The organism is Bradyrhizobium sp. Pha-3, assembly GCF_042258615.1.
Lineage (GTDB): Bacteria > Pseudomonadota > Alphaproteobacteria > Rhizobiales > Xanthobacteraceae > Bradyrhizobium.
The window spans coordinates 2,533,046-2,547,755 of sequence record NZ_CP170152.1; the positions used below are offsets into that span (position 1 = coordinate 2,533,046).

A 14,710-nucleotide genomic window follows, 5' to 3' on the forward strand; every position below is an offset into this window, starting at 1 on the left:
GAGCGGCTGCGTCAAATGAGGGCACCGCGAAAACAAAAATAGAGCAGGGCGCCTGCTTGACGACAGATTGGAAGTATCTTTAAGATACTAAGAATAGGATGATAGGATCATCCCGGCGGTGACGAATGGCCAGCACCCATAAGCTGGCGCGCTGCACTGGTGTTTCGTTCCCTAGGCAGGCTCAAGCGAGCACAGGAGGAAAGATGAAGCGAGCACACGGATTGATTACGGGCGCGGCCCTCGCCGCGGCAATGTCGGCCGCACTGGCGACGGGCGCCGCGGCACAGACCATCAAGATCGGTGTCAATGAGCCGCTCACCGGTCCGTTCGCCGCTTCCGGTACCTATGTCGTGAACGGCGCCAAGATTGCCGCCGACGAAATCAATGCCAAGGGCGGCTTGCTCGGTCGCAAGATCGAGCTGGTCATCGAGGACAACAAGAGCAATCCGACGGAGGCCGCGGCCGTCGCCGAGAAGCTGATCACCGGCGACAAGGTGCCCGTGATCATGGGTGCCTGGGGCTCGAGCCTGACGCTCGCGGTGATGCCGAAGCTCATGGAATACAAGGTCCCGATGGTGGTGGAGACCTCCTCCTCGAGCAAGATCACGACGTCCGGCAATTCCTACATCTTTCGCATCTCGCCGCCCTCGTCAGTGGAGGCGACCGAGTTCAAGTCCATAATGCCGTCGCTCGGCATCAAGAAGGCCGACTTCCTCGTCATCAACAATGACTGGGGCCGTGGATCAGCCGAGGACTTCGGCAAGATCATGAAGTCCCAGAACATTCAGGTCGGTCTCGTCGAGATCATGGATCAGGCGGCCCAGGACATGAGCGCCCAGCTTGCCAAGATCAAGGCAACCGACTCGGACACGATCATGGTCACGACCGCGGTCGAGCAGCTCACCCTGGTATTGAAGCAGGCCGCAGCGCTCGGCATCACCAAGCGGATCGTCACCACCGGCGGCTCGCAGAATCCGGATCAACTGATCGAGCAGGCCGGCGCCGCAGCGAACGGCTCGATGCATCTGACGACCTTCGCGCCCTGGTATCCGGACAAGACCCCGGATCCGGCAGCGACGAAGTATTTCCTCGGCGAGTGGAAGAAACGTGGCTTTGCGATCGCCGGCGCGACCGAAAGCTTCCGCGGCTACGACGGCATTCGCACGATCGCCAATGCGATCCAGCGGGCCGGCAAGGCAGAGCCCGCGGCGATCACCGATGCGCTTTGGACGACCGACTTTCCCGGCCTGAATGGTCAGATCAAGTTCCAGAAGCAGGGGCCGGCCGGCAAGGAAAGCGGCCAGAGCATGCCCAACCTCTATCTGATCAAGATCGAGAACGAAAAGATCATCCTGTCGGGCTCCTGAGCTCGACGATTGCGGAAGGCGCCACCAGAACGGGTGGCGCCTTGGCATCGCCTCGCCCATTGAACATGCTCTGAAGAGAGGATCAGCGGTCTTTCGGCCGAAAAAATCAGCATGACCGAGTTTCTGCAACACATCGTCAACACGCTCATTCTGGGCAGCACCTACGCGCTGCTGGGCATTGGGCTCACGCTCATCTTTGGCATCATGCGCGTCGTCAATTTCGCGCATGGTGAGCTCTACTCCTTCGGGGCGTATGCGCTGTATTTCGTCGGCGTGATGCTCGGCCTCAACTTCTTTCTTGCGCTGATCGTGGCGGTCGTCCTGGGCTGCTTTGCCGGTGCGCTGATCGAGGTCATCTTGCTGCGCCCGATGCGTGGCGCGGATATCGATACGACCATGCTGGTCATGATCGGCGCCATGATCGTGATGCAGAATGGTGAGCAGTTCATCTGGGGTGGTGTCGCGAAGTCGGTTTCGACGCCGTTCCCGGAACTTCCGCTCGTCATTGGTTCGATTTCGGTGTCCTGGTTGCGCCTGTTCGTCTTCTGCGCCGCCCTTGCCCTGATCGGCGTGTCCTATCTCCTGATCAACCGCACAAAACTCGGAAAGGCGATGCGGGCCACCTTCCAGGATCGTGACGCTGCTTCGCTCATGGGCGTCAACATCCAGTTCATCTACATGGCGACGTTCGCGATCGGCTCGAGCCTCGCGGCGGCGGCGGGTGCACTGCTCGGGCCCGTCTACGTCATCTCCCCGCAAATGGGCAATCTCGCTTCGTTGAAGGCTTTCGCCATCGTCATCCTGGGCGGTCTCGGCAGCATCGGCGGGGCCACCATCGGTGGCTTCTTGCTGGCGTTGGCCGAGGAGCTTGGTGCTGGATACGTTTCATCGGGCTACCGCGATGCTATGGGCTTTCTGATCATCATCGTCGTTCTCCTCTTCAAGCCGACTGGCCTGTTTGCACGCGCGGAGCGGATCGGATGAAGCGCTTGATCCCCTATATTGCGCTCGCAGCGTTCGCGTCGGTCCCGTTTTGGCTGCACGATCCGTATCTGCTGAACGCCTTCATCACGACGGGTATCCTCATTATCGCGGCGATGAGCCTCAATCTCCTGCTCGGGTTCACGGGACAGCTGAGTCTTGGTCACGTCGCATTCTTTGGCATCGGAGCCTACACGAGCGCGCTCGTGTCGCTGGGCTTCGATGTCGAGTTGATCGGCGGTATCCGCGTGGTTCACGAACCCTGGCCGGTCTGGACCGGGTTTGTGATCGGCACCCTGGTTGCAGCGCTCTGCGGCTACGCCGTCGGGAAGCTGTCCTTCAAGGTACGAGGTGCCTACTTCGTCATCGTGACCATCAGCTTTGCGGAAGTTGTCCGGCTGGTCGCGCTGAACTGGGTCGAGTTGACGCAAGGCCCGCTGGCCTTGACCTCGATCCCGCCGATGACGCTCGGATTCCCCGGAGTTGGCTACCTCGACTTCTACAGCAAGCAATCCAACTATTATCTCGTGCTTGCCGTCCTTGTGGTGTCCTACATCGTCATCCAGCGTCTCGTTTACTCCCGTGTCGGGCGCGCAATGATTGCGCTCAAGGAGAACGAGTCGCTCGCGGTCTCGGTCGGGATCGACGTGACCCGCTATTTGGTGCTGGCCGCGGTCTTCTCGGCCGGCATTGCGGGGGCCGCCGGCAGCCTCTACGCCCATTACCTCAAGATCATCGATCCCGACGTGTTTGCGTTTCTTTACACGGTCACGATGGTGATCATGGTGATCTCGGGCGGCAAGGGCACCCTTGCGGGACCCATCGTTGGCGGCCTTATCTTCGGCTTCATTCCCGTCGCCGCCCGTTCTTTCGCCACGCCCGAGATTCAGTGGATCCTCTATGGCCTGCTGATGATCATCATCGTCTTCGTGTTGCCGAAGGGGATCGTTCCTGCCATCGAGAAGTGGTTCGCAGCTCCCAGCAGCCGCGCGGATCCGGAACCTCTCCAAGCCAAGATGCACGACACGCCATGAGCACCATGCCCTCCAACGCCCCCCAGCCGGTTCTGTCCGTCGAGCATATCGCCGTGCATTTCGGCGGACTGATTGCGATCACCGATATGAGTTTCGTCGTCAACCAGGGTGAGATTGTCAGCCTGATCGGACCAAACGGCGCCGGCAAGACGACGGCTTTCAACGTCATCACCGGCTTTCTGCGGCCGACCAAGGGCGAGGTGCGCTACAAGAATACGTCGCTCAGCAACCTCAAGCCGCATGAAGTCACGTCGCTCGGCCTGGCGCGGACCTTCCAGCGCACCAGCGTGTTCCAGAGCGTGACTGTCTTCGAGAACGTGATGATCGGCTTGCACCGACGGAGCCGGTCGACGCTGCTGGATACGCTGCTGGCGCTGCCGCGTGAAGGGCGGGCGGAGGCGGAGTTGAGGAATCTTGCGCACGAGCTGCTCGAGATCGTCGGGATCGCGCGCCGTGCGGACGAACTCGCCGGGTCGCTGTCTTACGGCGACCAGCGTCTGCTCGGCGTCGCGCTTGCCCTTGCTACAGACCCTTCGATGCTGCTGCTGGATGAGCCGGTGTCGGGCATGAACGCGACGGAAACCGCCCGGTTCATGGAACTGCTCAACAGGCTGCACAGCCGCGGCATGTCGATCCTGCTGGTGGAGCACGATGTGCCCATGGTCATGGGCGTCTCCGATCGCATCGTCGTGCTCAACTACGGCCGCATCATCGCGGAAGGGCCTCCCGCGGCGATCCGCGGCAATCCCGAGGTCATTCGCGCCTATCTCGGTGAAGGAGCCAGCCGGCATGCTGCACATTAATGGTCTGGTTTGCCGCTATGGCAAGGTCGAGGCCCTCAAGGGCGTCACCTTGTCGATCGGGCAGGGGCAGCTGGTCGCTCTGATCGGAGCGAACGGTGCGGGCAAGAGCACGACGTTGCGGGCGATCTCGGGAATCCTGCCGTCGTCCGCCGGACGGATTACGTTCGATGGGCACGATATTACGAAGTGTTCGGCACGGGAAATCCTGGGCAAGGGAATCGCCCATTGCCCCGAGGGACGTCGCGTATTCCCTGACATGACCGTCGACGAAAACCTCGATATGGGCGCGTATCTGCGGTCCGACCGTCGGGAGATCGCGGCGGACCGGGAGCGGATCTTCGGGATGTTTCCGCGACTGGCGGAGCGCCGGCATCAGGTGGCGGGAACACTATCCGGTGGCGAGCAGCAGATGCTGGCGATCGGGCGCGCGATCATGTCCAAGCCCAGGCTCATGATGTTTGACGAACCATCGCTCGGCCTGGCGCCCAACATCGTCGAACAGGTGTTCTCGATCATCGATGGCATCAGGAAATCCGGAACGACGGTCTTGATGGTCGAACAGAACGCCTACTCGGCGCTCGAGATGTGCGACTACGCCTATCTTCTGGAGACCGGTTCGATCGTTCTTTCCGGCAGCGGCAAGGATCTGATCGACGATGAACACGTGCGATCTGCCTACTTGGGTGGATAACCGTAGGTGAGCAGGAATGACGACACTCTCGTGGGCGGTGCGGCGCGAGCGAGAGACGAGGTGGGTTCCGACGAATGTCTGGTTCTTCTCGCGTCGTTCATGAGGGTGCGGGATCGAAAGGCGCGCGCCGAGATCGTCAAGTTCGCGCAACGATGCGCCGACTTCGAGCCCGGCGGAATTGTCTCCTTTGGGCTCGATACGCCACGCGATTGATGCGTCGGCGTTGGCAAGTTGGAAAATCCTGCGACGCAGGCGGGCACGCTGGGATCGAGGACGATCCTCCGGGCAATGCCGCGCTTGCGTCGCTGATTTGGTGAATGACCTCGTTGGTTCTCAAGAGTGGTGCTGTGAGCGTGAAGATCGCCGTTGCCAAGGAAATCGATGCGTCCGAGCCGCGGGTTGCGGTTTCGCCCGATACCATCAAGAAGTTCAAGGCGATCGGCGCCGAGGTCGCCGTTGAGCCGGGCGCGGGCGTCAAGTCGGGGCTGCCCGATTCGGAGCTTGTCGCGGCGGGCGCGACCGTCAGCGCCGATGCGCTCAAGGACGCCGACATCATCATCAAGGTGAAGCGGCCCGAGGCCTCCGAGCTCGCGAAGTACAAGCGCGGCGCGCTGGTGATCGCGATCATGGACCCCTATGGCAACGAGGCCGCGCTGAAGGCGATGGCCGATGCCGGCGTGTCGGCCTTCGCGATGGAGCTGATGCCGCGCATCACCCGCGCCCAGGTGATGGACGTGCTGTCCTCGCAGGCCAATCTGGCCGGCTACCGGGCGGTGATCGAGGGCGCCGAAGCCTTCGGCCGCGCTTTCCCGATGATGATGACCGCCGCCGGCACCGTGCCGGCCGCCAAGGTGTTCGTGATGGGGGTCGGCGTCGCCGGCCTGCAGGCGATCGCGACGGCGCGCCGTCTCGGCGCCGTCGTCACCGCGACCGACGTGCGGCCTGCCACCAAGGAGCAGGTGGAGAGCCTCGGCGCCAAATTCCTCGCCGTCGAGGACGAGGAGTTCAAGAACGCGCAGACCGCCGGCGGCTACGCCAAGGAGATGTCGAAAGAATACCAGGCCAAGCAGGCCGCGCTGACCGCCGAGCACATCAAGAAGCAGGACATCGTGATCACCACCGCGCTGATCCCGGGCCGTCCGGCGCCGAAGCTGGTGTCGGGCGAGATGGTGAAGTCGATGAAGCCGGGCTCGGTGCTGGTCGATCTCGCGGTCGAGCGCGGCGGCAATGTCGAGGGCGCAAGGCCCGGCGAGGTGGTCGAAACCGACGGCATCAAGATCGTCGGCTACACCAACGTCGCCGGCCGCGTCGCCGCCTCGGCCTCGAGCCTCTATGCGCGCAACCTGTTCTCGTTCATCGAGACGATGGTCGACAAGGCCAACAAGGCGCTCGCGGTCAATTGGGACGACGAGCTGGTGAAGGCCACCGCGCTGACCAAAGACGGCGCCGTCATCCATCCCAACTTCCAGCCGAAGTAAGGAGACAAGCCATGGAGCATCTCGCGCAGGCCGTCGATCCGTTCGTGTTCCGGCTGTCGATCTTCGTTCTTGCCGTGTTCGTCGGCTACTTCGTGGTGTGGTCGGTGACCCCCGCGCTGCATACCCCGCTGATGAGCGTGACCAACGCGATCTCGTCGGTGATCGTGGTCGGCGCGCTGCTCGCGGTCGGCGTCGGCATGGTGTCGAGCGGCTCGGGCTGGGCCCGCGGCTTCGGCTTCGTCGCGCTGATCTTCGCCTGCGTGAACATCTTCGGCGGCTTCCTGGTCACCCAGCGCATGCTGGCGATGTACAAGAAGAAAGCCAAGTGAGCGGCGTGCACCTCGGGGTGACGAAGACAAAGGGGGACCTGAGATGAACGCCAATCTGGCTGCTGTTCTGTACCTCGTGGCGGGGGTGCTGTTCATCCTGTCGCTGCGCGGCCTGTCGAGCCCGGCCTCTTCGCGCCAGGGCAACATGTTCGGCATGATCGGCATGGCGATCGCGGTCGCCACCACGCTGGCGAGCCATCCGCCGGCCGACGGCATCGCCTGGCTCTTGGTGATCGTCGCGATCGCGATCGGCGGCGGCATCGGTGCGGTGATCGCGCGGCGGGTGCCGATGACCTCGATGCCGGAGCTGGTCGCCGCGTTCCACTCGCTGGTCGGCATGGCCGCGGTGCTGGTCGCCGCCGGCGCGTTCTACGCGCCCGAGGCGTTCGATATCGGCACGCCCGGCAACATCCATCCGCAGAGCCTGGTCGAGATGTCGCTCGGCGTTGCGATCGGCGCCCTGACCTTCACCGGCTCGGTGATCGCGTTCCTGAAGCTGTCGGCCCGCATGAGCGGCGCGCCGATCATCCTGCCGTTCCGCCACGTCATCAACATCGTGCTGGCCTTGGCGCTGGTGTTCTTCATCGTCGGCCTCGTGATGAGCGGCAGCGCGCTCGACTTCTGGCTGATCACGATCATCGCGCTGGCGCTCGGCGTCTTGATGATCATCCCGATCGGCGGCGCCGACATGCCGGTCGTGATCTCGATGCTGAACTCCTACTCGGGCTGGGCCGCGGCCGGCATCGGCTTCACGCTCGGCAACTCGGCGCTGATCATCACCGGCGCGCTGGTCGGCTCAAGCGGCGCGATCCTGTCCTACATCATGTGCCATGCGATGAACCGCTCGTTCATCTCGGTGATCCTCGGCGGCTTCGGCGGCGAGACCGCGGCGGCCGGCGGCGGCTCGGGCGAGCAGAAGCCCGCAAAACTCGGCTCGGCGGACGATGCCGCCTTCATCATGAAGAACGCCTCCAAGGTCATCATCGTGCCCGGCTACGGCATGGCGGTGGCGCAGGCCCAGCACGCGCTGCGCGAGATGGCCGACCTCCTGAAGAAGGAAGGCGTCGAGGTGAAATACGCCATTCACCCGGTGGCAGGGCGCATGCCCGGCCACATGAACGTGCTGCTGGCCGAAGCCAACGTGCCCTATGACGAGGTGTTCGAGCTCGAGGACATCAACTCGGAATTCGCCCAGGCCGACATCGCCTTCGTGATCGGGGCCAACGACGTCACCAACCCGGCGGCGGAAGAGGACAAGACCTCGCCGATCTACGGCATGCCGGTGCTGCAGGTCTGGAAGGCCGGCACCGTGATGTTCATCAAGCGCTCGCTGGCGTCGGGCTATGCCGGCATCGACAACCCGCTGTTCTACCGCGACAACACCATGATGCTGCTCGGCGACGCCAAGAAGGTCACCGAGAACATCGTCAAGGCGATGTAAGGCGGGCAGTGAATGGCGCCTGCCTGTGCCAGGGCCCTGCGATCGGCCAGCCCGGAAGCAGATGACCTATGAAGCGCGGGATCCGATCGGGTCTCGCGGCGACGGAGTGTGGCCCAGGATGAGCTCGAGGGAAGGCCATGCCTCACCGGATAACGAGCAAATCCACATCAGCAAGGCCTGAGACACCGGCATTCGACGCTCGCCGCGTTGCGGATGATCCGCATCCGCCGTCTCGTCAAACTCATTTGTTCGGTCCGGGGAGCCGCCGTCATTGAAGTGAATAACTGGCATGCCGACGGAGATCGACGCGGCCACATCAATCCGCAAGGCGTCCTGGTTGCTGTGCATCGTTGTCGTCGTCCTTCATCAAGAGCGAGCGAACCAGCGAATAGTCCATCGTCAATACATCGTACTAAGTGATGAACGGCGGACAAGTTCAAAATTTCGACGTCCTGTGCCTAAGATCGGAGCGCCTTCCGATAGCCTGGTGGCATGGGGAGCGCGTAAAAAAGCGGCCCGCTTCGGCAACCAAGCGCACCGCCATGGATTTGTGCAAGGGAAATGCCGGTCGACTAGGGTCGCTCGAGCATCCCGCCGCCGAACAGCGTCGGGATGTAACGTGGTGCCTCAATCGCCGCCATGAAGCGATGTTTTGTCGCGACCGGATCGAGTGAGATGGGCGGCCGCACGACTTCGACATCGGGCTCCGTCGCCAGAACCAGAACTCCGACGCCATCGCGCTTTTCGGCCGCGGCGATGCTGGCGGCAAGTGCGCTCGGCGCATTCAGGTTCTCGGCGTGCTTGATTCCCGAGGCGCGCGCCAGCTGTGCCAGATCGAGCGCTGCGTTGGTCAAGGCTTGGCCGCCTGAAGCTGCGTGAACACCGTTCTGGATCAGCAGGATGGTGAGATTTGACGGGTTCATCGCGCCAATCGTAACGAGCGCGCCCATATGCATGAGCAGGGCGCCGTCGCCCTCAACCGCAATGACCGGACGATCCGGTTGAGCGAGCGCCAGGCCCAGCGCCAGAGGGAGTGTCAGTCCCATGGCGTCTTCGAAGTAGAAGTTCTCCGGTGCGTGATGCAGCGATGCCCACAAATACGAAGCATTGCCGAGCGACGTCACGACGAGCGCACGGGAAGACAGACTGCTGGCAAGCGCCCTGTAGTGATCCGCCCGGGTCGGTCGTGTATTGGTCACCACTGGATATCCTCCCGACCCATCAGCAGGGCAAACGGACACGAAGCTTCTTCCGCATAGGTTGCGGCATGTTCGATCTGGGGGCCGATCGGGCGGTATCGATCGGTGCAGGCATGGGCGAGGCCGATGCCGCGGAAGACCGGCTCCGTCGCTCGGCCCTTCGGCACATGATAGAAGACCGGATCATCCGGGGTGCCACGGTAGGACACCAGCATCAGAAGCGGAAATTGATAACGCTGCGCGAGCGACACCATGCCCGCGCCCATGCTGAGCACGCCGGCGTTCTGCACGAGCAGGGCGGTGCGAATGCCACCGAGCCGGCTTCCACAAGCGATTGCAAGCGCCTCTTCTTCATGCGTTGCCCGCACCAGCGTCATGCCCGGCTCCTGGTCGATGCGAATAAGGATTTCGCCCAGCCAGCTGTCGGGGACGGAGACGACGGTGCCGAAACCAAGACGCTTGAGCGTATCGAGAACGGCAGACGGCCGATGGGCCTCTAAAGCTTCCGTCGATGTCGTCATCGACTGCCTCCGTGATTTCAACCAACGTGCGGCGCAGGCTAATCGCAAAAGGTACTATTGTCGATAAGACAAACCTATTGCAGGCCGAAAGCGTGCCTGATAAAAGGTACTATTAAGCAGATGATAAGTTTAATTTCATGACCGAGGATTGCAGCTGGAGCCGGCGCTGCATTCTGTCGCTGGAGGGAGACTGCACCTATGCTTCGCCTTTGGTCTGTGTTGATCGCTGTTCTGATTGCATTGCCGGCTCACGCACAAGACAAGCTCGTTGTCAGTATCTGGGGCGGCAGTTGGCGTGATCTGGTGGCCGAGACGGTTGCCAGGAAATTCACCGCCGAAACCGGCGTCCCCGTCGAATTCATCACCGGCGGCACCATCGATCGACTGAACAAGGAAAAGCTCGCCAAGGGAAATCCCGAAAGCGACGTGACGTTCACGACGTCACATGTCGGGTGGCTCTATGCCAATGACGGGTTGTTCGAGACGATCGATACCTCGAAGATACCCAATGCGAAGAATCTCGCGGACGAGGCGCGGATCAGTCCCTACCACCTCGGCGCCTGGGCCTATGTCTACACGATCGGCTACCGCCCCGATCTGATCAAGGACACCAAGTTTGAGAGCTGGAATGATCTCTGGAAGCCGGAGCTGAAGGACAAGCTCGCCGCTCCGGATTTCGATCCCGGTCACATCATTGCGGTCGCCGCCATTCTTGCCGGCGCCGACCCGGCGCACTGGGAACAAGGCGAGGAGAAGCTCAAGGCGCTCAAGCCGAACTTCAAGGCGTTCTACACCAATGACGCCAACAGCCAGCAACTGCTCGCGAGCGGTGAGACGCCGGTGCAGATCGTCCTCTCGATGAACGCCTACTACATGATCGGGCAGGGCATTCCGATTGCGCTCGCGATGCCGAAGGAGGGTGCGGTGCTGGGAATCGACACCGTTGCGATCATGAAGGGGTCGAAGAAGGTCGATCTCGCCTACAAGTTCATCAATACGCTCTATGACCCCGATATCCAGGCCGAGATTTCGAAGCAGAAGAAGGGGAGCCCGGCAGTCCTCAACGCCAAGATCGATCCTGAAATCGCCAAGCTTCCGGGCGTCTTCACGTCGGCGGAGCAATGGAAGCAGCAGATCAACATCGACGCCAAGCTGCGCGCCAACAAGACGGCGGAATGGCGCAAATGGTTTGCCGAAAACATCATGAACTGATCCGTTGCCAGATCGGCCCGCATCATGAATCAGCAGCCATTTATGCGCATCTTCACGGCGCCGGCGACGTTGTGTGCCATCGGATTCGTCGCGGCAATGGTTGCGGTTCTGCAATACAGCCTCAGGGCCTACGTGCCGGGATCGCTCGATCCCGGCGGGTTTACGCTGGCGAATTTCGCCGACCTTCTGAAACCGCTCTATGCGCGCGTGTTTCTCGAGACGGTCGCCGTATGCGCGATGACCGCGGTCGTGACGTTGATCGTCGGATATCCGCTGGCCTATGCGCTTGTGCGCGTCGAGCAGCCGATCCTGCGCTCCATCCTCCTCGTGATTGTCGTGACGCCGCTGTTTCTGGGCGAGGTCGTTCGCACCTATGCGTGGATCATCGTCCTTGGCAACAATGGGTTCATCAATTCCTTGTTGATGTCGCTCGGCCTCATCGGCAAGCCGCTGCAGCTGATGTTCACGCCATTCGGCGTTGTGGTTGCTCTCGTGCACGTCACGCTGCCGGTCATGGTCATCATGCTGGCCGCTGGATTGTCCCATATCGATCGCGACTATTCCCGAGCGGCTGAGAGCCTGGGAGCCGGTCCCATCCGCGTGTTCCTGACCGTGACATTGCCGCTATCCTTGCCGGGCGTGGTCGCTGGCACCACGACGGCATTCGCCTGGACGTTCTCGGCATTCGCCACGCCACAGCTCATCGGCGGCGGCCGTGTCAATATGATCTCCAATCTGGTCTACCAGCTTGGATTTTCGAGCTTCAACTTTCCGTTCGCCGCGACCTTGTGCGTGGCTGGGCTGGCTTTGACGGCCCTGGTGCTTGGATTGCTTCAGCTTGCCTCCCGCCCGCTTCGGAAGATCGAGGTGCATTGATGATCCCGCGCTCGACCTATCAGAAAGTGCTCGGCTGGGCTGGACTGCTGACGGTGCTCGTCATCGTCGCCTTTCTCGTCTTGCCTGCGGCGGTCGTGACGATCGCCGCGTTCAACGACAAGCCTATCCTGTCGTTTCCGCCGCAGACCTGGTCGTGGCGATGGTTCGGTCGGGCCCTCGCCTATGAAGACTTCCGGCAAGGATTCTTCAACGGCCTGATCGTCACGGCCTGGAGTTCGACGATCGCGCTTTGTGTTGGCGCCATGTTCGCTTTTGTCATCGACCGGTACAAGTTTCCGCTCAAGTCCGCCATCGAGGGAATCCTGATTTCGCCCCTGGTGATTCCGCACTTCACGGTAGGGCTCGGCTTTCTCGTCCTCGCGGCGCAAGTCGGCCTGAGCCGCGGTTTTGCAGTCGTCGTGATCTGCCACGTCGTCCTGGTGCTGCCGTTCGTGTTGCGCAGCGTGTATGTGTCGCTGAGGAACCTCGATCAGAGCTACGAACACGCTGCAGCGAGCCTCGGCGCCGGACCGCTTCGTGTCCTGACCACCGTCACCCTGCCGCTGTTGCTGCCCGGGCTCGTCAGCGGGTGGCTGTTCGCGGCGATCCTCTCGTTCAACGAGTTCACGGCCTCGCTGTTCGTGACCTCGCAGCGTACTCAAACGCTTCCTGTCGCGATGTACAATTACGTGCGCGAGTTCGCTGATCCGTCGATGGCGGCATTATCGGTCATGTATATCGTCGGCACCGCCGCCTTGATCGCTTTTGCCAATACGTTCCTCGGGCTCGGCAAGGTCCTCAATATCGAGCAGTCTCACTAGGGAGCACGGATCTTGAAGACGTCTGCAAATGGTGGAGGGGAACAAACGGCGGTCCATTTCGACGCCGTGACCAAACGGTTTGATGATGTCGTGGCCCTGAACGCCGTTACGCTCGGCGTGGGCCGTAGCGAGTTCGTGACGCTGCTTGGTCCATCGGGATGCGGCAAGACCACGTTGCTCAAGCTGGCCGCGGGCTTTCTGGGGCCGGACGGCGGTTCGATCTCGATCGAAGGCGAGCGCGTGAACGACATTCCGACCTACCAGCGCGGCATCGGCATGATGTTTCAGAACTACGCGCTGTTTCCGCACATGAGTGTGGCGGAAAACGTCGCCTATGGCCTGAAGACGCGGCGCGTCCCCAAGGCAGACAGGGACAAGCGCGTCGCCGATGCGCTGGCGCTGGTCAAGCTGAAGGGTATGGAGAACCGCAAGCCCCGGCAATTGTCCGGCGGCCAGCAGCAGCGCGTTGCGCTTGCGCGTGCTCTCGTCATCAATCCGACCGTCTTGCTGCTCGATGAGCCGTTCTCGGCGCTCGACAAGAGCCTGCGGACCTCGATGCAGGTGGAGCTGCGCGAAATTCAGCGCAAGCTGGGTCTGACCACCATCTTTGTGACGCATGACCAAGGCGAGGCCTTGAGCATGTCCGATCGCGTGGCTGTCATGTCCGAGGGCCGTATCAGGCAACTCGGAAGCCCCGTTGACGTCTATCGCAGCCCGGCGGACCCGTTCGTGGCCGGCTTTGTCGGCGACAACAACAGGCTGCGTGGCCAGCTTGTGAGTATGCAGGCCAGGCAAGCGATCGTCGCGCTCGGCGATGCCCTTGTGAACGTGCCGGGCGAGAGCCTGTCCGGATTGGAGAAGTCCGCGCCGGTTGACTTGTTCGTCCGACCCGAGCAGTTCAGCGTTGTGACGCCCGAGGAGCCGTGCGCGATCAAGGGCAGCGTTGTTGCCCAGATTTACCAGGGTGGCCACGTCGATCTTCAGATCGAGTGCTCTGGAGGCGCCGGGGAGCGGTTGCTGGTGCGATCGGCGGGTGAGCAGGCCGTTCTGCGCTGGCCGATGGGGACACCCGTCGGCATTGCTATTCAAGCAGATCGTTGCTCGGCATTTCCGGCAGCCTGATCGCGATCGTCTTTCGCAGCGGTGTGAGGGTGAAGATATCAAGCTTGCGGTATATTGTGAGGCCGGGTTAGCTGCGCTTGCGTTGCTGTTTCCTGTCGCGCCCTTGCCGCCGCTGCGTCACTCTGGAGAGAAGACTTGAGTCAACCCCAATCGATCACAGCAGCCGAGGCGATCAGCACTTACATCGAGGCAAAGGACCGAAACCTGCCCCAGCTCATGAAGCGTGCGTTCGTGCAGGATTGTGAGCTCCAGTTGCAGCTCCTGACCGACGCAATCTCTTTTCCAAGCTCCGCTCGCGGATTGGAGAGCGTCACCGACGTTCTCGTACGAGACTTTGGATTGCAGTATGAGAATGTGCGCACCTTCTGCCTCTCGCGCCCTGAGTCCAATCGCCTTCCACGGTTTCAATGCGACTGGCTGGTGGGGATGTCAAACAAGTCCGACGGCGACGTTCGCGTCGGTTGCGGTGAGTACACCTGGGATTTTGATGCCGCCGGCGACGGTCGCGTCAAGCGGCTGCTCATCAAGATCGAGTTCATGTGCGTGCTGCCGGCTGTCTATCAGACGCCCGTCCTGCAATGGCTTTCGACTATCCCCTATCCCTGGTCGTCATACGATGAGGCGCGCACGGGTTTGCCTTCGATCGACGCTTTGACGCCGATTGCTCAATTTCTTCGGCGCGAGGCGCGCTGCTGATTTCGGCGGTTGAGCGCCGGGCGTCGGTCCATCGAGTTCAGGCTTCGATGGCGAAGGTGCGCCTGACGTAGCCCAAGAGACGTCGCTCGCTAAACTGCATGCAGGCCGTTATGGGCGATGGCGGACGGTGGTGTTATCA

Annotated in this window: 17 protein-coding genes; 14 read left to right on the forward strand and 3 right to left on the reverse strand. The window is 61.9% G+C overall.

All coding sequences use genetic code 11. The features are described 5' to 3' along the window. The first annotated feature begins 203 nt into the window (after nt 1-203). The 9 genes from ACE10Z_RS11850 to ACE10Z_RS11890 all read left to right on the forward strand — a co-directional run bounded on the left by ACE10Z_RS11850 (nt 204) and on the right by ACE10Z_RS11890 (nt 8,124). A complete protein-coding gene (locus ACE10Z_RS11850) occupies nt 204-1,367 on the forward strand; it encodes an ABC transporter substrate-binding protein (protein ID WP_375788074.1) in 1,164 nt (387 codons plus the stop codon). Nucleotides 1,368-1,478: 111 nt separating this feature from the next. Beyond that, nucleotides 1,479-2,351 (forward strand): branched-chain amino acid ABC transporter permease, encoded by an 873-nt coding sequence (locus tag ACE10Z_RS11855; RefSeq protein ID WP_375788075.1) that lies wholly within the window; start codon nt 1,479-1,481, stop codon nt 2,349-2,351. Continuing rightward, a complete protein-coding gene (locus ACE10Z_RS11860) occupies nt 2,348-3,382 on the forward strand; it encodes a branched-chain amino acid ABC transporter permease (RefSeq protein ID WP_375788076.1) in 1,035 nt (344 codons plus the stop codon). The genes ACE10Z_RS11855 and ACE10Z_RS11860 overlap by 4 nt, the downstream gene beginning before the upstream one ends. Further along, complete coding sequence (locus ACE10Z_RS11865; protein ID WP_375788077.1) at nt 3,379-4,185, forward strand: ABC transporter ATP-binding protein; 807 nt, start codon at nt 3,379-3,381, stop codon at nt 4,183-4,185. The genes ACE10Z_RS11860 and ACE10Z_RS11865 overlap by 4 nt, the downstream gene beginning before the upstream one ends. Next, the gene (locus ACE10Z_RS11870) at nt 4,172-4,876 is read left to right on the forward strand and encodes an ABC transporter ATP-binding protein (RefSeq protein WP_375788078.1); all 705 of its coding nucleotides are present in this window, start codon (nt 4,172-4,174) and stop codon (nt 4,874-4,876) included. The genes ACE10Z_RS11865 and ACE10Z_RS11870 overlap by 14 nt, the downstream gene beginning before the upstream one ends. Before the next feature lie 6 nt (nt 4,877-4,882). Next, nucleotides 4,883-5,089, forward strand: coding sequence for a hypothetical protein (locus ACE10Z_RS11875; protein ID WP_375788079.1), 207 nt, complete (start codon nt 4,883-4,885; stop codon nt 5,087-5,089). Between the two features lie 140 nt (nt 5,090-5,229). Then, nucleotides 5,230-6,354, forward strand: coding sequence for a Re/Si-specific NAD(P)(+) transhydrogenase subunit alpha (locus ACE10Z_RS11880; RefSeq protein WP_375787301.1), 1,125 nt, complete (start codon nt 5,230-5,232; stop codon nt 6,352-6,354). Between the two features lie 11 nt (nt 6,355-6,365). Next, nucleotides 6,366-6,683 (forward strand): proton-translocating transhydrogenase family protein, encoded by a 318-nt coding sequence (locus ACE10Z_RS11885; RefSeq protein ID WP_016841609.1) that lies wholly within the window; start codon nt 6,366-6,368, stop codon nt 6,681-6,683. Nucleotides 6,684-6,726: 43 nt separating this feature from the next. Then, nucleotides 6,727-8,124 (forward strand): NAD(P)(+) transhydrogenase (Re/Si-specific) subunit beta, encoded by a 1,398-nt coding sequence (locus tag ACE10Z_RS11890; protein WP_375787302.1) that lies wholly within the window; start codon nt 6,727-6,729, stop codon nt 8,122-8,124. A 66-nt stretch (nt 8,125-8,190) separates the two neighbouring features. Here the strand turns inward: ACE10Z_RS11890 and ACE10Z_RS11895 are convergent, their stop codons facing one another. The 3 genes from ACE10Z_RS11895 to ACE10Z_RS11905 form a co-directional block, all read right to left on the reverse strand. Continuing rightward, the gene (locus ACE10Z_RS11895; RefSeq protein WP_375788080.1) at nt 8,191-8,472 is read right to left on the reverse strand and encodes a hypothetical protein; all 282 of its coding nucleotides are present in this window, start codon (nt 8,470-8,472) and stop codon (nt 8,191-8,193) included. Between the two features lie 224 nt (nt 8,473-8,696). After that, nucleotides 8,697-9,323, reverse strand: a complete 627-nt coding sequence (locus tag ACE10Z_RS11900; RefSeq protein WP_375788081.1) for a thiamine pyrophosphate-dependent enzyme — start codon at nt 9,321-9,323, stop codon at nt 8,697-8,699. Continuing rightward, nucleotides 9,320-9,844, reverse strand: a complete 525-nt coding sequence (locus ACE10Z_RS11905; RefSeq protein WP_375788082.1) for a thiamine pyrophosphate-binding protein — start codon at nt 9,842-9,844, stop codon at nt 9,320-9,322. The genes ACE10Z_RS11900 and ACE10Z_RS11905 overlap by 4 nt, the downstream gene beginning before the upstream one ends. Nucleotides 9,845-10,147: 303 nt before the next feature. Between ACE10Z_RS11905 and ACE10Z_RS11910 the strand changes: the two genes are divergently transcribed. The 5 genes from ACE10Z_RS11910 to ACE10Z_RS11930 all read left to right on the forward strand — a co-directional run bounded on the left by ACE10Z_RS11910 (nt 10,148) and on the right by ACE10Z_RS11930 (nt 14,571). Continuing rightward, nucleotides 10,148-11,056, forward strand: a complete 909-nt coding sequence (locus tag ACE10Z_RS11910; RefSeq protein ID WP_375788083.1) for a PotD/PotF family extracellular solute-binding protein — start codon at nt 10,148-10,150, stop codon at nt 11,054-11,056. A 42-nt stretch (nt 11,057-11,098) separates the two neighbouring features. Further along, a complete protein-coding gene (locus tag ACE10Z_RS11915; RefSeq protein ID WP_375788084.1) occupies nt 11,099-11,932 on the forward strand; it encodes an ABC transporter permease in 834 nt (277 codons plus the stop codon). Beyond that, entirely contained in the window at nt 11,932-12,753 is an 822-nt protein-coding gene (locus tag ACE10Z_RS11920; RefSeq protein WP_375788085.1) for an ABC transporter permease, read from the forward strand. The genes ACE10Z_RS11915 and ACE10Z_RS11920 overlap by 1 nt, the downstream gene beginning before the upstream one ends. 12 nt (nt 12,754-12,765) lie before the next feature. Then, nucleotides 12,766-13,875: an ABC transporter ATP-binding protein gene (locus tag ACE10Z_RS11925; protein WP_375788086.1), complete on the forward strand. Its 1,110-nt coding sequence runs from the start codon at nt 12,766-12,768 to the stop codon at nt 13,873-13,875. Between the two features lie 135 nt (nt 13,876-14,010). Continuing rightward, nucleotides 14,011-14,571, forward strand: coding sequence for a hypothetical protein (locus ACE10Z_RS11930; RefSeq protein WP_375788087.1), 561 nt, complete (start codon nt 14,011-14,013; stop codon nt 14,569-14,571). Nucleotides 14,572-14,710: the final 139 nt, after the last annotated feature.